Genomic DNA, 21,886 nt, shown 5'->3' with positions numbered 1-21,886 from the left:
TTGAACCAATGGACGAACCAATGGACCTCGACATGACCTCATCCATCCAGCGAATCGGCACCACCGCGCGCTTCAGCCAGGCCGTGATCCACAACCGGACCGTCTACCTGGCAGGCCAGGTTTCGCAATTGACCGAAGGGGACATCCGCGCCCAGACGCAGGATGTGCTGCAACAGATCGACGCCCTGCTGGCCAGGGCCGGCACCGACAAGGGCCACCTGCTCAGCGCGCAGATCTGGCTCAAGGACATGGCCGACTACCCGGCCATGAACCTGCTCTGGGATGCCTGGCTCGAAGGTGTGCAGGCACCGGTGCGGGTTTGCGTGCAGGCGCCCATGGCCAAGCCGCACTACCGCATCGAAGTGTTGGTGATTGCTGCGCAACCGGCCTGAATCAGCCCAGCCCTGGCCCGGTCTCGGCGGCCACCAGGGCCCGCTCCATGATCAGCGTCAGCTCCTCGCCCTCGTAATGCTCGCGCACCCGGACAAAGCCCAGGCGGGCATAAAAGCCTTCAGCGGTGACCGACGAGGGCACCACCAGCGAGGTCTGGCCCGAATCCAGCGCCGCCTGCTCGACCGCGGCCATCAGTTGCCGCCCCAGACCCTGGCCGTGGTAGGCCGGGTCGACAAACACCGAACGCACCGCACGCCCGTCGAGGCTGGCGGTGCCCCGCAATTCCCCGTGCACCAGGGCGACAAACATCTGCCGGCGCTGCATCAGTTGGCGCACTGCATCGGGGGTGAAGCTGGCCTGGACCCGCTCGATCACACTGGCGGGGTAGTCCTGGGCATTGCTGGCGAGCAAGGCCGCCAGGATCACCTGGCTGACCTGTGGAGCATCGGCCGGCACGGCCGGACGAACCTGATATTGCATGACCACTCCCTGGTTATCCCGCGGATGACAGTGGCCAAAATACGGCCCGCCCCAGGCCCTGCCAAGCACTTATTGCAACTGGAACACCAGGCAGGGGTTGTCGTTGAGCCGCCCCTCGAACACCGGCAATTGATTCTCCAGGGAGGTGTTATCCAGCAGCCCCCGGTCCTTGCGCGCGATGATCACCCAGGAGTCATGGGGCAGCGAGTCCAAGTGCCCGGGGTCGTCGCCGCTGACGAACAGCGGCTGTTCGTCGTGGTCCAGGTTCATCATGTAGCGCACCGCCCAGGTGTCCTGGCCCAGGTTGAAGAACACCAGCGGCCCGGGGCTGGCCTGGCGCAACTGCTCCACCTGGGAAACGAAGGTCCTGGTGTCGAACTGCAGGTCCTTGGCCGGGTCCACCACCGCCACCAGCAACGTCCATTGCGCCGCCAGCGCCAGGGCGCTGAGCAGCACCAGGCGCCGCCCGAAACTGCCCAGGGTCCTGCGCCAGCCATACAGCGCCAGCAGCTGCAACACGACGAAGATCGCGATCAGCAGCGGCATGGACACCGGCGGCCAGTAACCGTGCTTGTGCCAGCTGTGGCGCAAGAAGAACAGCACCAGGATGCACAGCCCCGGCAGCAGCCCCACCAGCCACAGGTAGCCGCTGCGCACCTTGCCCAGCCAGCCCCGGGCCGTGAGCAGGCCGTAGGCCGCCACCGCAGCGAACATCGGCACCATGGGCAGGATGTAATAGGCGCGCTTGAAGTGCGGCACCGACAGGCCCAGCAGGATCATCAGGCCACAGGCCCCCAACCGAAGTACCAGGCGCAGCTGCGGGTTCACATGGCGCTGCGACCATTGCCGGCGCAATACCCAGAGCGTCGCCAGGGCCAGGGGCACCACCGGGAAGTAACGGTACAGCGCCAGCTGGAAGTAGAAGTAGAACGGCTCGCCGCTTTCATCCAGGCGCCCGACCACCTGCATGTTGTAGACCTGACGGACGAAATCTTCGCCACCAGCGAGATAGGCCAGTTGCATCAGCAGCCACCAGCAGCCGGCCAGCAACAGGAGGCCACTGACGCCATAGGCGAGCACTCGTTTGATCAGCGTCAGGCGCGCCTCGCGGGTGCGGCTGTCCCCCAGCAACCAGTAGGTGCAGGCCACCCCGCAGACTTCCACCAGCCCCAGGGGCCCGCGAATGGCAAAGGCCAGCACCAGCAGCGGCAGCACCGCCCACAACCGCAGCCGGGAGCCCAGTTGCTCGCCGCTGTGCAGCAGGTAGAAGGTGCCCAGGCACAGCAGGGAAACCATCTGGTCCAGGCACACCGAGCGGGACTTGTCCAACAGCTGGCTGGTCAGCGCCGTGAGCAGCACCGCGAGCAGTGCCCAGGTGCGCCCCGAAGGCGCCAGCAAGCGATACAGCAGCGCCAGCACCCCGGCCGAGGCCAGCGCGGTGGGCAGGATATTGGCCAGGTGGTTGGGGGCGCCGAAAGCCTGGGCGAACAGGTAGCTGAAGAAGGTCGCAGTGCCCGGGTAGTCCGGGTATGGCTGGCCGTAGGTGGTGGGGAACAGGCTGGCGCCGTGGCGGAACATTTCCTGCAGGAACAGCGCCCAACGGCCGTCGAAACCCTGGGGCTGCTGGTCCCAGATGCCAAAGGTGAACAGCAGCAGGGCCACCAGGTAAATACCCCAGGCCTCAATACTCAAACGCGTTTCTCGAACCATCTTCGCCCCACCAGAAAGCGCCGCACCCAAAGCGAGGCATTAAGGCTGGACATGTTGCTCGCGCAGCCCCTGAACGGTGCCTGAACAAGGATAAAAAACCCGCTCCGCACAGCCGACTGTCACCGACTGTAGCCGCTGCCGAGCCCGCGAGGCTGCGAAAAGGCCCGTAGGGCCTTGCCTGGCGATCTTCAGGCAAACCTCTGATGGCCTCAGGGTCCCTGCGCTTCCTGCGCTTCCTGCGACAGTGCCCCCGGAGCGTTCGCAGCCTGCGGCAGCGGCTACAGGGAACGGCGACCCAGGGTGATAAGCCGGCGCCAGTCGAACTGCCCCACCGCCAGCGCCAGCAGGATCAGGCCCATGGAAATGCCCTCCTCGGCCCCGAGCCGCTGCCCCTGGATCAACACCGAACCGGCCATGCCGAACACCGGGATCAGCAGCGACAAGGGCGCCACCCGGGAGACCGGATACTCGCGCAGCAACAGGTTCCAGCCCCAGTAACAAAAGTGCGTTGCAGCATAGACCTGAAACATCAGCGACAAGGCCGCGCCGGCGGACACTTGCCCGGCCAGTTGCAGAAACGGCGCCGCACCATGGCTTATCCAGGTCAATGCCAGCAGCGGCAATGGCGCAAACAGGCTGGCCCAGACCACGAAAGCGAACACCTCGCGCACCCCGCAGCGCTTGATGATGACGTTGCCCACGCTCCAGCTGAATGCACTCACCAGCAGCAGGGCATAACCCAGGCTGGTGGCATGCCCGGGGCTGTCGCCAATGATCCGCAGCAGCCCCCACAGGGCAATGGCCGTGGCCAGCACCTGTTGCAGGCGCAGGCGCTCGCCGAATAGCAGCACGCCCCAGCCCAGGGAGAAAAAGGCACTGAACTGGATCAACAGTGCAGCCGTGCCCGGCGCCACGCCGTGATCGATCCCCAGGTTGATCAGCGCCCACATGGCCACGCCGAAAATCAGCCCGTAGGCCGCCAGCCAGGCGAATGCCACCGGCGGACGCGGCACCAGGAACACCCAGGGCAGCGCCGCCAGGGTGAAACGCAGGGCGGTGAGCAGCAACGGATCGATACTGGCCAGGCCCAGTTTGGTGATGGGAAAGTTCAGGCCCCACAAGGCCGTCACCAGCAGGGCCAGGAACAGGTGTTTTTTCTGCATGTCGCGCGGTCCAGGACAGGCGGCCGCGGGTCATTCCCCGGCCGGGGCCGAACTATCGCCCCGGCGCGCCATGGCCCGCTTGCAGTATCAGGTCAATTATCAGTAGATTCGGGCCATGCAACCCATCGATATCGACCCTTACGAAAATACCCCGCGGGATGTGGTGGTCACCGCCATCGACTACCCCGACGGCCTGTACTTCGCCGAGCACCAGCACCGGCGCGGGCAGTTCGCCTATGCGGCTACGGGGGTGATCAGCGTCTTCAGCGACCAGGGCAACTGGGTGGTGCCGCCGCAGCGGGCCATCTGGGTGCCGGCCGGCGTGCCCCACGCCATGCACATGAGCGGGCCGGTGACCATGCTCAACACCTACGTACGGCCCCGGGCAGCCAAGCGCCTGGGCCTGCCGGAGCAATGCCAGGTGCGGGAGGTGTCCGAGCTGCTGCGCCAGTTGCTGCTGCGGGCCACGGCCATTCCCCCGCGCTACGCCGTGGGCAGCGTGCAGGGCCAGGTGATGAACCTGCTGCTGCATGAAGTCGCGGCCATGCCGGCCCTTGCCCTCAATGCTCCGCTTCCCCGCGAGCCACGGCTGGCCAGGGCCTGCCGCGAGGCGCTGGAGCAACCTTCGCTGGAGTTGGGGATCGATGAAATGGCCGAGCGCGCCGGCATGAGCCGCCGCACCTTCACCCGGCTGTTCCGCCAGCACACCGGCATCAGCTTCGTCGAGTGGCGCCAGCAGGCCTGCCTGCTGGCTGCCGTGGTGCGCCTGGGCCAGGGCGAAGCCGTGACCCGGGTCGCCGGCGACCTGGGCTACAGCAGCCCGAGTGCGTTCAGCGGTGTGTTTCGCAAGGTATTGGGCGAGACGCCCAGCCGCTATTTTGCCCGGGCCCGGGCCTGAAGGACCCGAGCCGGAGCGAGGCCGTGCTAGAGGAACACGGCGGACAACATCCCCAGCGCGCCGAGGCAGAAGCCGATCAAGGCACCGCGCCCGGGCGCCTGCTGGAACAGCGCCCAGATCACCAGCGGCTCCAAGAGCAGCAGCGACGTTACCGAGACCACGGTGATGATCCAGATGTCGCCCACCGCCACGTAACCCAGCCAGTAGGCCGCCAGCAGGCAGATACCGCCCAGGCACATGATCAGCACCGGCAACGCCAGTTCGGCACCCGAGGTGTTGCCGGAATGGGCCAGCCGCGCCACCACCACTTCACTGTAGATGGCGCAGAACTCGCCCAGCACCATCAGCCCTACAGCAGAAACTCCGAGTAATTCTTTGGACATGTAACAAACCCCTTCGTATTGAGAGCTCGATTTTTCAGCTCCCAGGCATTGATCGCTCCGCTGACGGAGCCTGTATCTCGATGCGCAGGGGTACGAGGCAACTCGGTAATATCCAGGAACTTGAACATGTCCATCTCCTTCTGGGTGGGGGTGCAAACCGGGCCCGTGCACGACCGACGGGCCGCTGCCTGTATAAGGGATTTTCTGCCCCGGCGTCATCCACCAGAGCGCGTCGACCGCGAAAAAACCACGCAAACTCCACAAACAGACAGGCTCGCTGCCGATAGCCTTGCTCCGGTCATTCTCAGCCTGAAGCCACTGCCACCATGCCCCAGCCGTCCACATCCCTTCGCACCGTTGAGCCCTCTGATTGGGTTGCCACCTATTTCATCAGCGTCGCGACGCTGGCCCTGGTCCTGACATTGCTGGTCAACCTGGTCGTGCAGTTCAGCAGCCGGGACCCGTGGAGCAATCTGCTCGATGTCCTGTCTTTCAGCGTGGTGGCGCTGCTGGTGAGCGTGGCGGTGATAGGCGCCGTCGCCGCCCTGCCCTGCATCCTGTTCTTCTGGCTGGCCCAGCGTTTCACCTGGCGCCATCTGTGGATCTACCTGTTGGGCGGAGCCCTGGCGGCGCTGCCCGCCATTCCCATGGTGGTGGGCCTGTCTCCCGGCTTTTTCAACCTCCCGCACGGCGTCAACATCCTTGAGCGCTATGCGCCGTTGGCACACTTGTTCGGCGCTTGCGGGGCCTTTCTGGGAGCGATGTCCTGGTGGCTCAGCGGGCGTCATCTGCGCTGACTACTTCCTGCAGGAGCCGGCTTGCCGGCAAAGAAAGCTCCCACGGCCCCGGCCTTGTCACTCACCTCAAGAAGCGATATTTCCCATGCCCGCAAAAACGCCAACCCTTCGTACCGTGCAGCCTGAAGACTGGTTCGCCGCCTACTTCATCGGCGTCACGGCCCTGGCCACGCTCGTGGCCGTGCTGATGATGCTGGGGATGCTGGCCAGTGCCGGCGCGTTGAACACGGACATCATTCTCCAGACCCTGTTCGTGGGCCTGCTGACCCTGGTGTTGAGCGGTGTGCTGATCGGCATTTTCACGGTCCTGCCCTGTGTGCTGTTCTTCTGGCTGGCCCAGCGCTTTGCCTGGCGCAATGTGCTGATCTATCTGTTCTGCGGTGCACTGGCGGCGATGCCGACCATTCCGCTGGTGATGAGCCTGGCCCCGTCGAGCTTCTACACCGACTCGCCGGATGAAGAACCCGAGCCCGAAGGGCTGGCGCGCTACCTGCCGGTGGCGCCCCTGTTCGGCTGTTCTGGGGCCTTCCTCGGCGGCATCTTCTGGTGGCGCAGCGGGCGCCACCTGCGCCGATCAGTCCTCCCCGACACTCCACTTCCATAGGAGCCGGCTCGCCGGCGAAGAGGCCCTGCGGCCCTGCGCCAGAGGTGGTGCCGCCTTCGCTGGCAAGCCAGCACCCAATCAGCGCCTACAAGGAGGCGATGGGCTGGGCGTCGCGGGCCACTACCACCTTGCCCGGCAGGCCGCCCTGCTCCACGCGCTCATGGGCCCGGCGCAGGCTGTCGGCGTTGAACGGGCTGAAGACTTCATTCAGGGTGCAGCGGATCAATCCCTGGTCCAGCAACTGCGCCAGCCGGTTGAGGATGTGGTGCTGCTCGATCATGTCCGGGGTCTTAAACAGGGCGCGGGTGAACACCATCTCCCAGTGCAGGGACACGCTCTTGGCCTTGAGCGGCACCGCATCGAAGAAGTCGTGATCGTCGATCAGCGCGATATGGCCATGGGGCACGATGATCCGGGCCAGCTCGGCATAGTGCCGCTGGGTATGGGTCAGGGCGGCAATATGGGTCACGGGTGGCAGGTCCAGGGCCGCCAGTTGCTCCACCAGCGAACGGGAATGGTCCAGCACCTGATGGGCCCCCAGGTCCAGGCACCACTGGCGGCTGTCCGGCCGCGAAGCCGTGGCGATGACGGTCATCGCGGTCAGCCGGCGCGCCAGCTGGATCAGCACCGACCCCACGCCACCGGCACCGCCGACAATCAGCAGCGTGCCCTGTTCAGCGAGGTCACCGGGCACCCGGCCCAGGCGCTCGAAGAGCAATTGCCAGGCGGTCAGCGAGGTCAGCGGCATGGCGGCCGCCTGGGCGAAGGACAGGCTGGCCGGCTTGTGCCCCACCAGGCGCTCGTCCACCCGGTGCAGCTCGGCATTGGCGCCATCGCGGGTGAAGGTGCCGGCATAGAACACCGCGTCCCCAGGGGCGAACAGGGTCACCGCGCTACCCACCGCGCGGACCACGCCACTGGCGTCCCAGCCCAGGGTCCGCACCTCGTCGGGCACCGCCACCTGGCCGGCGCGGACCTTGGTATCCAGGGGGTTGACCGACACTGCCTCGACCGCCACCAGCAGGTCGTGGGGTTCCAGTGGCGGCGGGTCCAGTTGCACCTCGCAGAACGCGTGGGGGTCAGACAGGTGCGAGCCTTTGAGGTAGGCGATGGCCTTCATTGCAGAGCTTCCTTGGCGATTGAAAGCGCACACTTAAATCCCTCATGCCCTGCCCGCACAAGTAGGGTACTTTTGCGTACCAGCTACGCAAAAGGGTCGTCAGGCAATGAAAAACAAACACTATCAGGACATTCCAGGCTGCCCGGTGGAGGTCACCCTGGACCTGATCGACGGCCGCTGGAAAGGCGTGGTCCTGCACCAGTTGCTGGCCAACGAGTTCCTGCGTTTCAACGAACTGCAACGGCGCCTGCCGGGGATCTCCCAACGTCTTTTGACCAAGCAGTTGCGGGACCTGGAAGCCGCCGGCCTGGTGTCGCGCACGGTGTACGCCGAGGTGCCGCCGCGGGTGGAATACCGCCTGACCGACGAGGGGCAATCACTGCAGCCGGTGATCGAGGCGCTGTCGGCCTGGGGCCGCGGGCGCATCAGCCGGCAACAGCAGGAAAGCACCCTCACCTGATCCCTCACCAGAGCCCCCCCCATGCCCACCCACCCGGATGCTCCAGCAAGGTTCAAGGTCTACCAGGGCTCGACCCTGCTCGGTTGGTCGGCCCTGGAGTCGGCCGACCCGCCCATGGGTGTGGCCTTCGGCCAATTCATCGTCGCCCCGGCCTATGCCGGCCTCCAGCAGCAGGTTCGCGCACTGGCAGGAGCGAGCCAGAGCGGGCTGCACCTGGTAGTACACCACCTCGACCAACCCGTGCCTGCCCTGGGCGTGAGCATTCAGGACTACTCCGCCGAATGTGGCGCCGATGCCATCGAGATCACCGTGCTGGGCATCGCCTACCCCCTCTACGAACAGCTGTTCCCGCAAGCCGTGGCCGCCTACCAGCAGGCCATGGGCTAACCCGCGCACAGCCGGCGAACATCCGCACGTTTTACCCCTACTTGTTCACAATTCGTTAAGACTTGCCTACGTATACTTTCGGGCTTGCCCGCGGCCTTCCGGCTGCGCCCCTCGATCTGTCGGCGCACAACTCATGTCACGACCCGCTCCGCTACTGTTTCTGCTGGCCTGCCTGCTGTTCTTCTTCGCCCTGGGCAACCACCAGTTGCAAGGTTCCACCGAAGCCCGGGTGGCCGGGATCGCCATGGAAATGCACCTGGACGATGACTGGGTCACACCGCGCCTGTTCGGCACGCCATTCCTGGAAAAACCGCCGCTGAGCCTGTGGCTCGATGCCGGGGCCATCCGCACCTTCGGCGGCACGCCCCTGGCGGTGCGCCTGGCCTCGGCCTTCGCCGGGCTGTTCAGCGTGATGCTGCTGTACGCCATGCTGCGCCGCTTTGGCCGACCGGCAGCCCTGGCGGCCATGGCCGGGCTGATGCTGGCGACCATGGCCAGTTACTGGAGCAACGTGCGCGGCGTGGGCGAGGATGCCCTGCTCAGCCTCGGGGTAACCCTGGCCCTGCTGGCGTTTTTCCAGGCCCATCGACGCCAGGCCGCGCAGCAGCCGGCGCTGCTCTCCTGGCTGGCATTCGCCGGCGGGATCGCCATCGCCACCCTGAGCAAGGGCGTGCTCGGCCTGGCCATGCCCGGGGTGGTGATCTTCGCCTACCTGCTGGCCGACAGCCTGATCGACAAGCGCTTCACCTTCAGCCACTGGCTGCGCCCGGGCCTGCTGACCCTGCTGGGGCTGGTGCCGCTGATGATCTGGCTGTACATGCTCTACCAGCGCGGCGGCCTGCAGGCCCTGGGGGAAGTGCTGTGGACCAACAGCGTCGGGCGCTTCGACGGCTCCTTCGAGGAGGCCGGGCACTACGAGCCCTTCTATTACTACCTGGCCAAGCTGCCCCAGGCCTTCCTGCCGTGGAACATCCTGGTTTACCTGGGCCTGTGGCATTTCCGTAAAACCCTGGTGCAGAACCGCTACCTGCTGTTTTTCAGCCTCTGGTTGCTGGCGCAGTTCGCCCTGCTGTGCCTGGCTTCGAGCAAGCGCACGGTGTACCTGATGTCCCTGACCCCGGCCGCGGCGGTGCTGGCAGCGGAATATGGCGCAGTGCTCTACCAGCGCCTGGCCCGGCGGGCCCCGGGCACGGGTTTCTGGAGTGCCGTGGGGCGCCAGCGCAGAGGGTGGCTGATAGCGCTCATGGCCCTGGTGATCGGCGGCTATCTGGCCAACGCCCAATGGGCCGCGCCCAGGGCCGACCGCGAACTGTCGTTCGTTCCAGTTACCGACCGGATCATGGCGTTGCAGGGTAGCGGGCACCAGCTGGCGCTGTACCAGGCCAACGAGCGCATCGCCGGCGCCAGCGTGTTCTACACCCAGAGCCTGCTCAAGGACCTGCAGAACGAGGCGCAACTGCTGGCCTTCTTGCGCGAGTCGCCGCAGCACATGGCGGTACTGGGTGGCGCCGAGGCGCCCAAGCCGCCGCTGCAGATCCAGCAGACCCTCATGGTGGGCCGCCAGGCCTACTACTTCGTCAACCTGGCGCCGGCCGGCTGAACGCAAAAAACACGGCACCTGAATCAGGTGCCGTTTGCCCATCCCCGCCGCCCATGCCCCTTGAACCCTTTCCCGCTGATACCCGCCCGCCGCCCTTGAAACCATGACTCCTGCCCAACGACGGGCTTTCCCCGAAAAGGAGTCAGACATGAGCATCACCGTTATCAGTAGCACCCTGAGCCGGGCCGTTGCCCAGAAGGCCGGGTTGCGCCAGCAACTGGCGGCGCAAAACATCCTTGGGGTGGAAAACATCAACGACAACGCCATCGAGAACACCGTGGCCAAGGAACTGATCGCCAAGAGCAGCAAGAAAGGCCTGCGTCGGGACTACCTCGACGCCCGCTGAGCCTTGCCCCCGGCGATACCCTAGTTGCCGGGATCTTCCCTATGTTCGTGTCAGGCCCTTGCGGCCTGGAAAAGGAGATATTCCCATGTTGATTCTGCGTTCACTGATCCTCGGCCTGAGCCTGCTGGCCAGCGCTGCCCAAGCCCTGGAAACCACCAATCTCCCACCCGCCACCCTCAAGGCCTATGCCGCCACCCTGAGCACCGCCGCCGGCAACAGCCAGTGGCAGCAGCTGTGGAAACGCTCTCGGGACCAGGGCGCATTCACCCAACAGGGTGAACAACCGCGCTTCACCATCACCCAGGACAAACTGCCGGACATGGCTCGCAGCACCTTGATCAATGCCAGCAGCGTAACCCCGCAGAACACCACCCAGGCGCTGTACCGCTATGAGTTTTCCAACCCCATCGGCCAGGCCAAGGGCATTTCCCTCAAGGCCATGTGCCTGTTGGTGGACTGGCGCTCGCTGCCCAGCGGCACACAACCCGACGACACCAGCCACATGGGCAACGCCAGCCTGCTGCAAACCTACCCCTGCCCTTGAAACCGGCAAGCCGCCCAGGCCTTGAGCCTGGGCGGCGAGCACTTACGAGGTTAGCTGCGAGCCCAGCAGATCAGCCTCCTTGCGCCGGCGAGTGCCGTAGCTGTCGCCAAAGTTGCGCAGGTTGGCCAGGGCACTCTTCCAGTCGCGGGCCACCACCTGGGCCCAGAAGTTCGGTGTGCGACTGGCCAGGTTGCCGTACTGAAAGGCCACCGAGGCGATAACGGTCTGCATCGGTGCCGGCAGTTGAGCGAAGTCCACTCCGCTGGCCTTGGTGTAGTTCGCTGCCAGAAGATCGACGAAGGGCGCCTTGAATGCCTCGTCCACCAAAAGCGCCTCGTCACTGCTGATGTTCAAGGGCTGGCCGTCGAGAAACGCCTTGGCCTTGAGCCCCTTCAGCCCCAGGTAGGGGGTCAGTCGCCGGATCAGGTCCGCCGGCAGATTGAGCGCCTGCAGGTCCTCTACGTTCCGTTGCCCCAGATCGAAGCCTGTGCCCACCGTGACGCCACTCTTGCTCTTGTCCGGATCGGGCACATAACCGCGGGTAATGGCAGCTCCCTCCAGAGCGGCGATAAAACTGAAATCAATCGCGTAGCGTGACATGGATTTTTCCTCATCCAGTTTAGGAAAATCCAGTGCACCACCAGCGACCGATACAACATCAGAATGTAATAGTTCCCCTTAATAGGGGGGAAATTTCCCACTGAACAGAGGACGAGACACCTCCTTAGGATCAAACCAGCCTTATCCATAATTCCAAGGAGGTACCAAATGGACGTGAAAGACCTCGTACTCATCGATGTTCGCCAGCTCCCTCACTCGCTCCAGGCCCTCATCGACTGCATCGGACTGGAAAATGCCTACCGCCTGACCCGTGAATACGGCGGCCGCCCCAAGTACATCCCCAAGCACGCCGAACGTACCTCCCTGGCTTTGATCCTGCCGCCCGACGCCCTCAACGCGCTGATCGAGCGTTTCGCCGGCCTGGCCCTGGAGATCCCCAAGGCCGACCACTTCTGCCGGCAGATCCGCAACCAGCACATTCAACTGGAAAGCCTGGGCGGTATTTCCCGCAGTGTGCTGGCGGACAAGTACGGCCTGAGCCTGCGGCAGATCGGCAACATCCGCCGCCTGGATGCCAACACTCACCGGTAATCGATTCCTGCTGAATCGGCCTTCACGGCTTTCTTAACCTGCAAGGGCGCATTTCGCGCAACAAAGAACAAGGAGCTAGACCATGGCAGATATCGATAAGGGCCTGATTGGCGGCGTGATCGCCGCCCTGCCCCTGGACAAGATGATCACCGGTCCACTGATGGCGATGATTCAGGCGCAGGTCGCCGCGAGCAAAGCCTATGCGGACTTCCTGATGGGCGTGTGCATTCAGAACGGCCAGGCGGTTTCGGTGCAGTTCGACTATGACGAAACCCTGGTGGATGAGCAGGGGGTGTACAAGGGCACCGTGAAGAAGTCGATGCGCATCCCGTTGCTGGCGGCCATCAGTCACCCCAACATCACCATCGAGGAAGGCTCCATCGAGTTCGAGCTGACCATCAGCCAGATGGCCGAGGACACCAGCAGCACCGAAGCCTCCGGCAGTTTCGAGGCGAAGATGGGCTGGGGCCCGTTCAGCGTTTCGGTCAAGGGCGCGGCGAGCCACAAATCGACCCAGACCCGCAAGACCGACACCCGTGCCCGCTACGCCATCAGCACCAAGATCGTCCGCCAGGACCCACCGGAAGCCCTGATGCGGGTCATCGACTTCCTCACCGACGCAGCCACCAAGCCTGTGCGGCTGCCTAGCACTCAACCGACCGACACCGACAAGCTGCCGACCGCCAACGCGCTGAAAATGCCCGACGCCGCGGACGAGAAGAAAACCGGCACCGGCGGTTGATCCACATCGCGCCTTCGCCCCAGTAACCCGCCCCGCCTTCATGGCGGGGCACTTCAGCCACCGAACAAGGAGCGTGATCCATGGCGTTTTTTTCTCGCAGCAAGGAGCCCATGTCCGCCAGCGACCTGAGCCATATCACCCGCGGCATGCATCAGGCTGCAGCCGCCACCCACAACCTGATCGCCCAGCAGTACATCAAGTTGTTCGACCAGTTCTTCGACTACAACGTCGACGACCTGGGCACGCCGATGAAGGCCAAGATGGTCGAGGTGGCGCTCAACGAAGACCACATCATCAATGTGCCGCTGATTGCCCTGGTCTCGCCCAAGGGCCTGGCCCTGCACAAGATGACTGTCGACCTGTCGGTGCGCATGCAGGCCACCGAGCTGCAGAAGGCCAGCCACGACCTGGAGAACGGCGAGCTGCAGAGCGAGAAGTTTTTCGTCACCTTCGGCAGCGGCAAGCGTGACGGCCAGGAACGCGACCCGGACGAGGTACAGATCAGCATGGAGTTTCGCGACTGCCAGCCGCCGGAAGCGATCCAGCGCCTGATCGAGGAGTTCACCAACCTGATCAGCCCGCAGCGCATCAACGACGGCCCGCCAGCCACCCCGCCAGCGGCTGGCACGCCACCGGCCGAGCCGGACCTGCTGGCACCTTGAGCCGCTTCCTATGCCCCTGAAGGTCAGCCACACGGAGCGGCCGCCTGCGGTCAGGGCTTGAGGTTCACCGAGCGCCAGTCACTGGCCTCGATCAGGCCGAGCATCTTCGGTGCGCCATTGAGGGTATCGGTGGAGACGAACAGGGAAGCGCCGTACCCCAGGGTCGGGGTCGCCCGTTTCAGGTCCTGCTCCATCTGCGCCATGCATTCGCTGTGGGTCACCAGCACCAGGTTGCGCCCGGCGACCTTGTGCGCCATGACATCGCGCAACATGGTGTTCTTGCAGTTGAACAGCCAGCCATCGCCACTGCTGACCTTGCTGAACATGTAGCTCGCGGTCTGCGCGGTGCGCGTCAACGGGCTGTTGTAGATATCGGTACGCTCCAGGCCCAGGTGCTCGAACTGCGCGCCGAGCCCCACCGCCACCTCGCGGGCCCGGTCGGTAATGCCATCGGCCGGGCCCAGGCACGCGGCATTGGAGCGGTCGCAGCGCTCCATGTGGCGCACCAGCACAATCATTTCGCCCTTGTCCCAGGCGGCCGTCAGGGCCTGGAGCCCGGCCCCGTTGCCGTGGCTCAGGTCGGGCACCGAGGCCGGCCGGAGCAGGAACAGCCCCAGGGGAATCACCAGGCAGGCGCCCAGCAGCAGCGCCAGCAGGTTCTTGTAACGGACCAGGACGCGCTCCAGGAAGGGCCGCTTGCTCGCCGGCAACACCAGTCTTGTAGTCAATTCCCAGCCGCCCTTACGAGAATGTTCCGATGTGTTGAGCAGCGCACAGCAAGGCTACGAAAGCCTGATGACAATTGAACGCTGGCCGATACCCGTGGCATCGACCGCCCAGACTCTAGGGCGCCGGGCGTGGGACCCGAGTGAAATCAATGTGAAAAAAAGCTCAACGGACCGGCGGCACATCCCGCAAAATAGCCGTCCATCGCCTAAAACATTGTCTTGGGACAATGCCGACGAAATCGTTTCAGCTATGGCACATCCCGCCGATACACCCCCTACAAAACACCTTGCTGGTCACCAACAACAACAATCTTCCAGCCAACTCAAGATCAAGAAGAGCTACGTTCCTGGAGGAATTCAATGAGTAGTTGGTTTGCCAACATCAGCGTCAACCTTAAGCTGGGCCTGGGTTTCGGCCTGGTCCTGGCCCTGACCACCGTCCTTGCACTGACCGGCTGGACCAGCCTGGGCAGCCTGATCGACCGCAGCAACTGGATGAGCGACATCACTCAGCTCAACAGCGGCCTGACCAAGCTGCGGGTCACCCGCCTGCAGTACATGCTGGCCAACGGCGACGAAACCGCCGCCCAAGGCGTGCAGAACACCCTGGACGATTTCAGCGCCCAGCAGAAAAAACTCCTGGCCTCGTTCCAGAGCCCGGAAAACATCAAGCTCCTGCAAGGCCTGGGCGCGACCATCAGTGCCTATCAGGATTCGCTGAACAAGATGCGCAACGCCTACCGCAGCGGCGACGCCGCACGCCTGGCGATGAACCAGAACGCCGAACGCGCCAATGACCTGATCAACGGGATCAACTCCTGGGTCAAGCAGTTGCCCCTGAGCGACGAGCGCTTTACGCAGTTCCAGGCCATCACCCAGGCCAAGGAAGCCTTCCAGCTGGCGCGCTATGAAGTGCGCGGCTACGTCACCACCAACAACCCGGACACCGAACAGAAAGCCGTCACCCAGCTCAACGCTGCGATTGCCGAAATGGATCAGCTCAAGTCCCATTTCAGCAGCACCCAGCGCGATGCCCTGCAACAGCTGGAAACCGCCCTGAGCGGCTACCGCAGCTCGCTGCAGGCCTTCAAGGTCGCCTTCACCAACGCCGTAGAGGCGCGCAAGGAAATGACCGACCAGGGCGCCGACATCGTCAGCCGCAGCGACGCCCTGTACCAGATCCAGCTGGACCGCCGCGACATCGAGAGCGCCCAGGCCCGCAGCCTGCAGCTGATCAGCACCCTGCTGGCGCTGCTGGTCGGTGTACTGGCCGCCGTGATCATCACCCGGCAGATCACCCGCCCACTGCAGGAAACCCTGGCCGTGGTCGAGCGCATTGCCTCCGGCGACCTGACCGAGAACCTGCGGGTCACCCGCCGCGACGAACTGGGCGTGCTGCAACAAGGCATCGTGCGCATGGGCGTGACCCTGCGCGAGCTGATCAGCGGCATCCGCGACGGCGTGACCCAGATCGCCAGCGCCGCCGAAGAACTGTCCGCGGTGACCGAAGAAACCAGCGCCGGGGTCAACAGCCAGAAAGTCGAGACCGACCAGGTGGCCACCGCCATGCACGAGATGACCGCCACCGTGCAGGAAGTCGCGCGCAATGCCGAAGAAGCCTCCCAGGCCGCGGCCGCCGCCGACGGCGAAGCCCGCCAGGGCGACAAGGTGGTGGCCCAGGCCATCGAGCAGATCGAGCGCCTGGCCAGTGAAGTGGTGCGCTCCACCGACGCCATGACCGTGCTGCAACAGGAAAGCGACAAGATCGGCAGCGTCATGGACGTGATCAAGGCGGTGGCCGAACAGACCAACCTGCTGGCACTGAACGCCGCCATCGAAGCCGCCCGCGCCGGTGAAGCCGGCCGTGGTTTCGCCGTGGTCGCCGACGAAGTGCGGGCCCTGGCCCAGCGCACCCAGAAGTCCACCGAAGAGATCGAGGAACTGGTGGCCGGCCTGCAGAACGGCACCCAGCAAGTGGCTACCGTGATGAACAACAGCCGCAGCCTGACCGACAGCAGCGTCGAGCTGACCCGCAAGGCCGGCGCCTCGCTGGAAAGCATCACCCGCACCGTGTCCAACATCCAGTCGATGAACCAGCAGATCGCCGCCGCTGCCGAGCAACAGAGCGCCGTGGCCGAAGAGATCAGCCGCAGCATCATCAACGTGCGCGACGTGTCCGAACAGACCGCCGCCGCCAGCGATGAAACCGCAGCCGCAAGCGTTGAACTGGCGCGCCTGGGCGGCCAGTTGCAGATGATGGTCAGCCACTTCCGCGTCTGATTCGCGCAGGCCCCTTCGCCGGCAAGCCGGCTCCTACACCCTCCGTAGGAGCTGGCTTGCCGGCGAAAGGCGCCAATCCCCGGACCCGAGCATTTACACCCATCAGGGTTTGCCCTTACCTTTCCCGGTCTTCGTCCTGCTGTCCTAGGGATTAGTCACCAGGAATCCGTTCATGCCCAGCCTCGGTTTTACTTCGGTCCCGCCCCTGCTGAAATACCTGCTCTATGCGGAGCAATTGGGTATTGCCACCGAGCCGGCGCTGGCGGCGGCCGGGCTTAGCGCCGCGCAGTTGAACGACACCAGCCTGCGCCTGCCGATGGAGGTGCATGAGCGGCTGCTGGACTACTTCTGCCAGCACTCGGGCGATCCGCTGTTCGGGCTCAATTCGGCGCGCTTCGTCAAACCCAGCTCGTGGAATGTGCTGGGCTACATCACCATGAACTGCGCGACCCTCGGCGAAGCCATGGGCCGCATCATGCCGTTCGAAAAACTGGTGGGAGACATGGGCACCAGCCGCGCCGAAGTCGCTGGCAACCAGGTGCGGCTGATCTGGAGTTGCCGCCATCAGCGCCCGGACATCCGCCGCCACCTGGTGGAAAACGTCCTGGCGTCCTGGCTGTTGTATGCGCGCTGGATCGCCGATTCGCAGTTGTCGCCCAGCGCGGTGTGGTTCGAACACGCCCTGCCGGAACCCGTCGAGGCGGCGCAGTACGAGGCGTTGTTCGGCTGCCCGGTGCTGTTCCAGCAACCCTGCTCGGCGCTGGTGGCGCCGCTGGAGTACCTGCAGATGCCCCTGCGCCAGGCCGACGCGCGCCTGCTCAAGACCCTGGAAGAACATGCCCAGGCGATGATGGCTTCCCTGGGCGATGCGCCCCTGGCCTTGCAGGTGCACAACGTGCTGCGCCAGTTGCTCAAGGACGGCCTGCCGCGCAAGGAGCAGGTGGCGCAGCACCTGCACCTGTCGGTACGCACCCTGCAGCGCCAACTGCAACAGGCTGGCACTTCATACCAGCAGATTCTCGACGACCTGCGCCAGGAGCTGGCCGAGCACTATCTGCGCCACAGCGAGCTGTCGATCCAGGGCATCTCCGATTGCCTGGGTTTCACCGAACCGCGCTCGTTCCACCGCAGTTTCAAGACCCGCACCGGGCTGACCCCGGGGCAGTTCCGCCTGAGCGCGCAGAGCTCCGGCAAGGCCTGAAACCCGTTACACGCTGATGGCGTTGGTGAACACCAGGCGATTGCCGAACGGGTCGCTGATGGTCATGTCCTGGCTGCCCCAGGGCATGGCCTGGATCTGCGGATGGGAGAAGCGGTAGTGTTTGGCCAGCAACTGCTGCTGGAAGGTTTCCAGTTCATCGGTCTCGATCCGCAGGGCCGCACCCGGCGAGCAGTCGCCATGGTGCTCGGTAAGGTGCAACACGCACTCGCCCCGCGAGACCTGCATGTACAGCGGAAAATCGGCTTCGAAGCGGTGTTCCCAATCCAGGGAGAAACCCAGGAAATCGAGGTAAAACTCCCGGGCCTTGGCTTCATCGAAGATCCGCAGAATGGGGGTGGTTTTGCCAAAGCTCATTGCGCGACTCCCTGACTGAAATGAGCCGACTATACAGACGGCGATTATCAGCAGTTCGGCGCCGCTCGGGGATTCTTTAATAGCACAGAGCCATCATTGTGATGGAGGTCAACAAATCAGCCAGCGGATGCAAATCCCGGGCGCAGGTCACCTTCCCGGGGCAGGAAGCGCCCCTGGCGTTCACCGTTGGCCCGGCCCTGGGCAAAACTGCACACGCCATTGACCCAGACCCCATCGATGCCTTGCGCGGCGCGCTGCGGCTCCTTGAAATCCGCCACGTCGCGCACCCGCGCCGGGTCGAACAGCACCAGGTCGGCCCAGTGCCCTTCGCGGATCTCGCCACGCTGGTGCAGGCCGAAGCGCGCCGCGGACAGCCCGGTCATCTTGTGCACCGCAGTGTGCAGCGGGAACAGGCCCAGGTCGCGGCTGAAGTGCCCCAGTACCCGGGGGAAGGCGCCCCACAACCTTGGATGGGGGAAAGGATCTTCCGGCAGGCCATCGGAGCCGATCATCGACAGCGGATGGGCGAGGATGCGCCGCACATCGTTTTCATCCATGCCGTAGTACACCGCCCCCGCCGGTTGCAGGCGCTCGGCGGCGGCCAGCAGGCTGACGCCCCAGTCGGCGGCGATCTCGCTCAAGTCGCGACCGCCCTGCTCGGGGTGCGGTGTGGACCAGGTGATGGTGATGCGGTAGGCATCGGTGACCTGCTTGAGGTCCAGGGTCGAGGAACTGGCGGCGTAGGGATAGCAGTCGCAGCCCACCGGGTGTTCCCGAGCGGCGTTTTCCAGGGCTGCCAGCAGTTGCGGGCTGCGCCCCCAGTTGCCGGCGCCGGCGCACTTGAGGTGCGAGACGATCACCGGTGCCCGGGCCACGCGACCAATCCGAAAAGCTTCGTCCATGGCCTCCAGCACCGGCTCGAACTCGCTGCGCAAATGGGTGGTGTACACCGCGCCGAACACCGTCAATTCCTGGGCCAGTTGCAGCACTTCATCGGTCTCGGCGCAAAACGCGCTGGCGTAGGCCAGCCCGCTGGACAGGCCCAGGGCGCCGTCCTCCAGGCTTTCGCGCAGTTGCCCGCGCATGGCGCTGATTTCATCGGCCGTGGCCGTGCGAAACAGGTCCGGCAGATGGTTGCTGCGCAGCGCGGTGTGCCCCACCAGCGCCGCCACGTTGATCGCCGGGCGCGCGGCATCCACCGCCGCGCGGTAGTCACGAAAACGCGGGTAGACGAACATCGAGCGCTCGCCCAGCAGGTTCATCGGGTCCGGCGGCTCGCCCTTGAGGGTCACCGGCGCGGCGCTGATCCCGCAGTTGCCGACGATCACCGTGGTCACCCCCTGGCTGAGCTTGGGCAACATCTGCGGCTGGCGAATCACCACCGTGTCGTCATGGGTATGCACATCGATGAAACCCGGGGCCAGCACCCGCCCGGCGGCGTCGATCTCTTGCTCGGCGCTGGCCGCGGACAGATCGCCGATGCGCGCGATGCGCCCGTCGAGGATGGCCAGGTCGGCGGGGTAACCGGGACGGTCGCTGCCGTCGATGATCAGGGCGTTGCGGATCAGCGTGTGGTAGCGCATGTCAGTCTCCCAGGGGCAGGCAATCGTCGCCGCCACGGTAATGGTCCAGGGCCAGCTTGATCCGTCGCAGGCGTTCCTGGTTGTCGTCGGGCAGGGCCAGGGCCAGCTCGGTGGCCAGCACATCAATGGCCAACAGCATGCCGTAGCGGGCCGCGGTGGGTTTGTAGATGAGCGAGGTCTCGGCGCTGTGCAGCGGCAGCAGCACATCCGCCAATTGCGCCAGGGGCGAGTCGGGCAAGGTAATGGCCAGGATCCCGGCGCCGTAGGTACGGGCCAGGGCCACCGCCTCCAGCAGCTCGGGGGTGATACCGGTCAGCGAACAGGCGATCACCGCGTGCTGCGGCCCCAGGGCGGCGGCGGTGACACGCATCATCACCGGGTCGTGGCAGGCGGCAATGGGGTAGCCCAGGCGTACCAGGCGCACTTGCAACTCGCTGCTGCACAGGGTCGAGCAGCCGCCCATGCCGAAGGCGTGGATCATCCGCGCGCGCCCCAGCAGGCGCACCGCATCGGCGAATTGGGCCTCCTCGAAACCGGCCAGATGCTGGTGCAGCGCAGCTTCGATATCGCCAACGATCTGCCGGTAGAACCCGGACTGTTCCGGGGTGCCGGCAGGGTCCAGGAAACGGCTGCCCACCCCACTGGCCTGGGCCAACTGCAGGCGCAACTGGCGCAAGTCGCGGCAGCCGACGCTGCGGGCAAAGCGCGACAGGGTGGCGGCGCTGACTTCAGCGCGGCGGGCCAGTTCGTCGAGGCTGGCAGAGGCGGCAAAGCCCACATCGTCGAGCATCAGCCGGGCGATCCGCCCTTCCCCGGCGCTGAGAAAATCCAGGCGCGAGCGGATCTGGTAAAGGATGTCCATCTACAAAAACTCCGCGAGGACCAGGGTCAGGCCGAAGGCGATCACCGAGATCAGGGTCTCCAGCACGGTCCAGGTCTTGAAGGTCTGGATGACGGTCATATTGAAGTATTCCTTCACCAGCCAGAAGCCGCCGTCGTTGACGTGGGAAAGAATCACCGAGCCGGCGCCGGTGGCGATCACCAGCAGCTCCGGGTGCGGGTAGCCCAGGCCGACGGCCACCGGCGCCACCACCCCGGAAGCGGTGGTCAGGGCCACGGTGGCCGAACCGGTGGCGACCCGCATCAGCACCGCGAACAGCCAGCCCATCCACAGCGGCGAGAGCTGGAACTCATGGGCCAGGCCGACGATCTGCTCGGTCACCCCGGAGTCGATGAGAATGCGGTTGAGGCCGCCGCCGGCCCCCACCAACAGGGTGATGCTGGCGGTGGGCGCCAGGCATTCGTTGGTGAACTTGAGGATCGATTCGCGGTTCATGCCCTGGGCCAGCCCCAGGGTCCAGAAACTCACCAGGGTGGCCACCAGCAGGGCGATCACCGAGTTACCGATAAACAGCAGGAACTGGTTGAGGCCGGTGCCGGGCTCGGCCAGCAGGTTGGCCCAGCCGCCGAGAAGCATCAGCACCACCGGCAGCAGGATGGTGGCCAAGGTCAGGCGGAAACTCGGCAGGCGCAGGCGCGGCTCGCGGGCGATGAACTGGCGCTCCAGGGGGTTCTGCGCCGGCAGGTGGATGTGCGGCACGATGAACCGCGCGTACAGCGGCCCGGCGATGATCGCCGTGGGCACACCGATCAGCAGCGCATACACCAGGGTCTGCCCCACCGACGCCTGATAGGCCTGCACCGCCAGCATCGCTCCCGGGTGCGGCGGCACCAGGGCGTGCACCACCGAGAGCCCGGCGACCATCGGCAAGCCCACCATCAGCAGCGACACCCCGACCCGCCGCGCCACGGTGAAGGCAATTGGCACCAGCAGTACGAAACCCACTTCGAAGAACAGCGGCAGCCCCACCAGGAAGGCGATGCAGACCATGGCCCAGTGGGCGTTGCGTTCGCCGAAGCGGTCGATCAGGGTGCGCGCCACCTGCTCGGCACCACCGGATTCGGCCATCAGCTTGCCGAGCATGGTGCCCAGTGCCACCACCAGGGCGATATGCCCCAGGGTCTTGCCAACCCCGGCCTCGTAGGCGCTCACCACTCCGGAAGGCGGCATGCCGGCCATCAGCGCCAGGCCCACCGACACCAGGGTGATGACGATAAAGGGGTTGAGTCGGTAGCGGGCGATCAACACGATCAGCGCAATGATGGCGACTGCGGCGTAGCCCAGCAGCCAAGAACCCGTAGCGGGAGCCATGGCGTCCTCCTTGAAAACAGCGTCACTTTCGAATGGTTGTGAAATTCATTAATCACTTAGAAAGGT

The 21,886-nt window shown here is 65.0% G+C and carries 26 protein-coding genes and 1 pseudogene; 16 read left to right on the top strand and 11 right to left on the bottom strand.

Annotated elements, in window-relative coordinates; genetic code table 11:
* The first annotated feature begins 32 nt into the window (after positions 1-32).
* A complete protein-coding gene (locus AC07R1_RS25370) occupies positions 33-392 on the top strand; it encodes a RidA family protein (RefSeq protein ID WP_186452717.1) in 360 nt (119 codons plus the stop codon).
* Between the two features lies 1 nt (position 393).
* On the opposite strand, the gene AC07R1_RS25365 is transcribed toward AC07R1_RS25370, so the two are convergent.
* The 3 genes from AC07R1_RS25365 to AC07R1_RS25355 form a co-directional block, all read right to left on the bottom strand.
* Entirely contained in the window at positions 394-873 is a 480-nt protein-coding gene (locus AC07R1_RS25365) for a GNAT family N-acetyltransferase (protein WP_041115866.1), read from the bottom strand.
* A 69-nt stretch (positions 874-942) separates the two neighbouring features.
* The gene (locus tag AC07R1_RS25360; protein ID WP_495111051.1) at positions 943-2,583 is read right to left on the bottom strand and encodes an ArnT family glycosyltransferase; all 1,641 of its coding nucleotides are present in this window, start codon (positions 2,581-2,583) and stop codon (positions 943-945) included.
* A 278-nt stretch (positions 2,584-2,861) separates the two neighbouring features.
* Entirely contained in the window at positions 2,862-3,746 is an 885-nt protein-coding gene (locus AC07R1_RS25355) for an EamA family transporter (protein ID WP_401335738.1), read from the bottom strand.
* A 115-nt stretch (positions 3,747-3,861) separates the two neighbouring features.
* Between AC07R1_RS25355 and AC07R1_RS25350 the strand changes: the two genes are divergently transcribed.
* Positions 3,862-4,644: an AraC family transcriptional regulator gene (locus AC07R1_RS25350; protein ID WP_495111050.1), complete on the top strand. Its 783-nt coding sequence runs from the start codon at positions 3,862-3,864 to the stop codon at positions 4,642-4,644.
* Between the two features lie 26 nt (positions 4,645-4,670).
* Here the strand turns inward: AC07R1_RS25350 and AC07R1_RS25345 are convergent, their stop codons facing one another.
* The gene (locus tag AC07R1_RS25345) at positions 4,671-4,988 is read right to left on the bottom strand and encodes a hypothetical protein (protein ID WP_011059155.1); all 318 of its coding nucleotides are present in this window, start codon (positions 4,986-4,988) and stop codon (positions 4,671-4,673) included.
* Between the two features lie 365 nt (positions 4,989-5,353).
* Between AC07R1_RS25345 and AC07R1_RS25340 the strand changes: the two genes are divergently transcribed.
* Together AC07R1_RS25340 and AC07R1_RS25335 are read left to right on the top strand one after the other, a co-directional pair.
* A complete protein-coding gene (locus AC07R1_RS25340; protein ID WP_015634078.1) occupies positions 5,354-5,824 on the top strand; it encodes a hypothetical protein in 471 nt (156 codons plus the stop codon).
* An 85-nt stretch (positions 5,825-5,909) separates the two neighbouring features.
* Positions 5,910-6,428, top strand: a complete 519-nt coding sequence (locus AC07R1_RS25335; protein ID WP_495111049.1) for a hypothetical protein — start codon at positions 5,910-5,912, stop codon at positions 6,426-6,428.
* Positions 6,429-6,513: 85 nt separating this feature from the next.
* Here the strand turns inward: AC07R1_RS25335 and AC07R1_RS25330 are convergent, their stop codons facing one another.
* Positions 6,514-7,548 carry a zinc-binding alcohol dehydrogenase family protein gene (locus AC07R1_RS25330; protein WP_370058611.1) on the bottom strand — a complete coding sequence of 345 codons (1,035 nt, stop codon included), beginning with the start codon at positions 7,546-7,548 and terminating at the stop codon, positions 6,514-6,516.
* Positions 7,549-7,654: 106 nt separating this feature from the next.
* Here AC07R1_RS25330 and AC07R1_RS25325 point away from each other — a divergent pair, with 106 nt between their 5' ends.
* From AC07R1_RS25325 to AC07R1_RS25305, 5 genes are all read left to right on the top strand, one after another.
* On the top strand, positions 7,655-8,008 hold the full coding sequence (locus tag AC07R1_RS25325; protein ID WP_011059151.1) for a winged helix-turn-helix transcriptional regulator: 354 nt from the start codon (positions 7,655-7,657) through the stop codon (positions 8,006-8,008).
* 21 nt (positions 8,009-8,029) lie between these two features.
* On the top strand, positions 8,030-8,395 hold the full coding sequence (locus AC07R1_RS25320; RefSeq protein WP_258611457.1) for a hypothetical protein: 366 nt from the start codon (positions 8,030-8,032) through the stop codon (positions 8,393-8,395).
* Between the two features lie 133 nt (positions 8,396-8,528).
* A complete protein-coding gene (locus tag AC07R1_RS25315) occupies positions 8,529-9,995 on the top strand; it encodes an ArnT family glycosyltransferase (protein WP_011059150.1) in 1,467 nt (488 codons plus the stop codon).
* Positions 9,996-10,143: 148 nt separating this feature from the next.
* A complete protein-coding gene (locus AC07R1_RS25310; protein ID WP_011059149.1) occupies positions 10,144-10,341 on the top strand; it encodes a hypothetical protein in 198 nt (65 codons plus the stop codon).
* 85 nt (positions 10,342-10,426) lie between these two features.
* Positions 10,427-10,885 carry a hypothetical protein gene (locus tag AC07R1_RS25305; RefSeq protein ID WP_019092808.1) on the top strand — a complete coding sequence of 153 codons (459 nt, stop codon included), beginning with the start codon at positions 10,427-10,429 and terminating at the stop codon, positions 10,883-10,885.
* Positions 10,886-10,927: 42 nt separating this feature from the next.
* Here the strand turns inward: AC07R1_RS25305 and AC07R1_RS25300 are convergent, their stop codons facing one another.
* Complete coding sequence (locus AC07R1_RS25300) at positions 10,928-11,485, bottom strand: pesticin C-terminus-like muramidase (RefSeq protein ID WP_015634071.1); 558 nt, start codon at positions 11,483-11,485, stop codon at positions 10,928-10,930.
* A gap of 168 nt (positions 11,486-11,653) precedes the next feature.
* Here AC07R1_RS25300 and AC07R1_RS25295 point away from each other — a divergent pair, with 168 nt between their 5' ends.
* The 3 genes from AC07R1_RS25295 (at position 11,654) to AC07R1_RS25285 (ending at position 13,441) form a co-directional block, all read left to right on the top strand.
* A complete protein-coding gene (locus tag AC07R1_RS25295) occupies positions 11,654-12,037 on the top strand; it encodes a hypothetical protein (protein WP_011059146.1) in 384 nt (127 codons plus the stop codon).
* 82 nt (positions 12,038-12,119) lie between these two features.
* The gene (locus AC07R1_RS25290; protein ID WP_011059145.1) at positions 12,120-12,779 is read left to right on the top strand and encodes a DUF2589 domain-containing protein; all 660 of its coding nucleotides are present in this window, start codon (positions 12,120-12,122) and stop codon (positions 12,777-12,779) included.
* 80 nt (positions 12,780-12,859) lie between these two features.
* Entirely contained in the window at positions 12,860-13,441 is a 582-nt protein-coding gene (locus AC07R1_RS25285; protein WP_011059144.1) for a DUF2589 domain-containing protein, read from the top strand.
* 50 nt (positions 13,442-13,491) lie between these two features.
* Here the strand turns inward: AC07R1_RS25285 and pmrG are convergent, their stop codons facing one another.
* Entirely contained in the window at positions 13,492-14,169 is a 678-nt protein-coding gene (gene pmrG / locus AC07R1_RS25280) for a lipopolysaccharide core heptose(II)-phosphate phosphatase PmrG (RefSeq protein ID WP_495111048.1), read from the bottom strand.
* Between the two features lie 67 nt (positions 14,170-14,236).
* On the opposite strand from pmrG, the gene AC07R1_RS25275 reads away from it, so the two are divergent.
* The 4 genes and pseudogenes from AC07R1_RS25275 to gliR all read left to right on the top strand — a co-directional run bounded on the left by AC07R1_RS25275 (position 14,237) and on the right by gliR (position 17,650).
* Positions 14,237-14,533, top strand: a complete 297-nt coding sequence (locus tag AC07R1_RS25275) for a hypothetical protein (protein WP_370058608.1) — start codon at positions 14,237-14,239, stop codon at positions 14,531-14,533.
* Positions 14,530-15,591, top strand: a pseudogene (locus AC07R1_RS25270) (methyl-accepting chemotaxis protein); the annotation flags it as partial. The gene AC07R1_RS25275 and the pseudogene AC07R1_RS25270, both read left to right, overlap by 4 nt.
* Entirely contained in the window at positions 15,586-16,449 is an 864-nt protein-coding gene (locus AC07R1_RS25265) for a methyl-accepting chemotaxis protein (RefSeq protein ID WP_370059467.1), read from the top strand. The pseudogene AC07R1_RS25270 and the gene AC07R1_RS25265, both read left to right, overlap by 6 nt.
* 172 nt (positions 16,450-16,621) lie before the next feature.
* Entirely contained in the window at positions 16,622-17,650 is a 1,029-nt protein-coding gene (gliR, locus tag AC07R1_RS25260; protein ID WP_053156284.1) for an AraC family transcriptional regulator GliR, read from the top strand.
* A gap of 6 nt (positions 17,651-17,656) precedes the next feature.
* On the opposite strand, the gene AC07R1_RS25255 is transcribed toward gliR, so the two are convergent.
* The 4 genes from AC07R1_RS25255 to AC07R1_RS25240 all read right to left on the bottom strand — a co-directional run bounded on the left by AC07R1_RS25255 (position 17,657) and on the right by AC07R1_RS25240 (position 21,820).
* Positions 17,657-18,025, bottom strand: coding sequence for a glyoxalase superfamily protein (locus AC07R1_RS25255; protein WP_019095177.1), 369 nt, complete (start codon positions 18,023-18,025; stop codon positions 17,657-17,659).
* A 116-nt stretch (positions 18,026-18,141) separates the two neighbouring features.
* Complete coding sequence (locus AC07R1_RS25250; protein ID WP_495111047.1) at positions 18,142-19,608, bottom strand: N-acyl-D-amino-acid deacylase family protein; 1,467 nt, start codon at positions 19,606-19,608, stop codon at positions 18,142-18,144.
* A gap of 1 nt (position 19,609) precedes the next feature.
* Positions 19,610-20,470, bottom strand: coding sequence for a MurR/RpiR family transcriptional regulator (locus tag AC07R1_RS25245; RefSeq protein WP_053156278.1), 861 nt, complete (start codon positions 20,468-20,470; stop codon positions 19,610-19,612).
* Entirely contained in the window at positions 20,471-21,820 is a 1,350-nt protein-coding gene (locus AC07R1_RS25240) for a GntT/GntP/DsdX family permease (protein WP_011059137.1), read from the bottom strand.
* Positions 21,821-21,886 lie beyond the last annotated feature (66 nt).

This window comes from Pseudomonas sp. GW821-FHT07F01, assembly GCF_059418825.1.
This window is presented reverse-complemented; position numbering and strand designations above follow the sequence as displayed.

Coding starts and splice junctions, on each gene's coding strand:
- AC07R1_RS25370 (WP_186452717.1), top strand. CDS start 33: ATGACCTCATCCATCCAGCGAATCGGCACCACCGCGCGCTTCAGCCAG.
- AC07R1_RS25365 (WP_041115866.1), bottom strand. CDS start 873: ATGCAATATCAGGTTCGTCCGGCCGTGCCGGCCGATGCTCCACAGGTC.
- AC07R1_RS25360 (WP_495111051.1), bottom strand. CDS start 2,583: ATGGTTCGAGAAACGCGTTTGAGTATTGAGGCCTGGGGTATTTACCTG.
- AC07R1_RS25355 (WP_401335738.1), bottom strand. CDS start 3,746: ATGCAGAAAAAACACCTGTTCCTGGCCCTGCTGGTGACGGCCTTGTGG.
- AC07R1_RS25350 (WP_495111050.1), top strand. CDS start 3,862: ATGCAACCCATCGATATCGACCCTTACGAAAATACCCCGCGGGATGTG.
- AC07R1_RS25345 (WP_011059155.1), bottom strand. CDS start 4,988: ATGGTGCTGGGCGAGTTCTGCGCCATCTACAGTGAAGTGGTGGTGGCG.
- AC07R1_RS25340 (WP_015634078.1), top strand. CDS start 5,354: ATGCCCCAGCCGTCCACATCCCTTCGCACCGTTGAGCCCTCTGATTGG.
- AC07R1_RS25335 (WP_495111049.1), top strand. CDS start 5,910: ATGCCCGCAAAAACGCCAACCCTTCGTACCGTGCAGCCTGAAGACTGG.
- AC07R1_RS25330 (WP_370058611.1), bottom strand. CDS start 7,548: ATGAAGGCCATCGCCTACCTCAAAGGCTCGCACCTGTCTGACCCCCAC.
- AC07R1_RS25325 (WP_011059151.1), top strand. CDS start 7,655: ATGAAAAACAAACACTATCAGGACATTCCAGGCTGCCCGGTGGAGGTC.
- AC07R1_RS25320 (WP_258611457.1), top strand. CDS start 8,030: ATGCCCACCCACCCGGATGCTCCAGCAAGGTTCAAGGTCTACCAGGGC.
- AC07R1_RS25315 (WP_011059150.1), top strand. CDS start 8,529: ATGTCACGACCCGCTCCGCTACTGTTTCTGCTGGCCTGCCTGCTGTTC.
- AC07R1_RS25310 (WP_011059149.1), top strand. CDS start 10,144: ATGAGCATCACCGTTATCAGTAGCACCCTGAGCCGGGCCGTTGCCCAG.
- AC07R1_RS25305 (WP_019092808.1), top strand. CDS start 10,427: ATGTTGATTCTGCGTTCACTGATCCTCGGCCTGAGCCTGCTGGCCAGC.
- AC07R1_RS25300 (WP_015634071.1), bottom strand. CDS start 11,485: ATGTCACGCTACGCGATTGATTTCAGTTTTATCGCCGCTCTGGAGGGA.
- AC07R1_RS25295 (WP_011059146.1), top strand. CDS start 11,654: ATGGACGTGAAAGACCTCGTACTCATCGATGTTCGCCAGCTCCCTCAC.
- AC07R1_RS25290 (WP_011059145.1), top strand. CDS start 12,120: ATGGCAGATATCGATAAGGGCCTGATTGGCGGCGTGATCGCCGCCCTG.
- AC07R1_RS25285 (WP_011059144.1), top strand. CDS start 12,860: ATGGCGTTTTTTTCTCGCAGCAAGGAGCCCATGTCCGCCAGCGACCTG.
- AC07R1_RS25275 (WP_370058608.1), top strand. CDS start 14,237: ATGACAATTGAACGCTGGCCGATACCCGTGGCATCGACCGCCCAGACT.
- AC07R1_RS25265 (WP_370059467.1), top strand. CDS start 15,586: ATGGGCGTGACCCTGCGCGAGCTGATCAGCGGCATCCGCGACGGCGTG.
- gliR (WP_053156284.1), top strand. CDS start 16,622: ATGCCCAGCCTCGGTTTTACTTCGGTCCCGCCCCTGCTGAAATACCTG.
- AC07R1_RS25255 (WP_019095177.1), bottom strand. CDS start 18,025: ATGAGCTTTGGCAAAACCACCCCCATTCTGCGGATCTTCGATGAAGCC.
- AC07R1_RS25250 (WP_495111047.1), bottom strand. CDS start 19,608: ATGCGCTACCACACGCTGATCCGCAACGCCCTGATCATCGACGGCAGC.
- AC07R1_RS25245 (WP_053156278.1), bottom strand. CDS start 20,470: ATGGACATCCTTTACCAGATCCGCTCGCGCCTGGATTTTCTCAGCGCC.
- AC07R1_RS25240 (WP_011059137.1), bottom strand. CDS start 21,820: ATGGCTCCCGCTACGGGTTCTTGGCTGCTGGGCTACGCCGCAGTCGCC.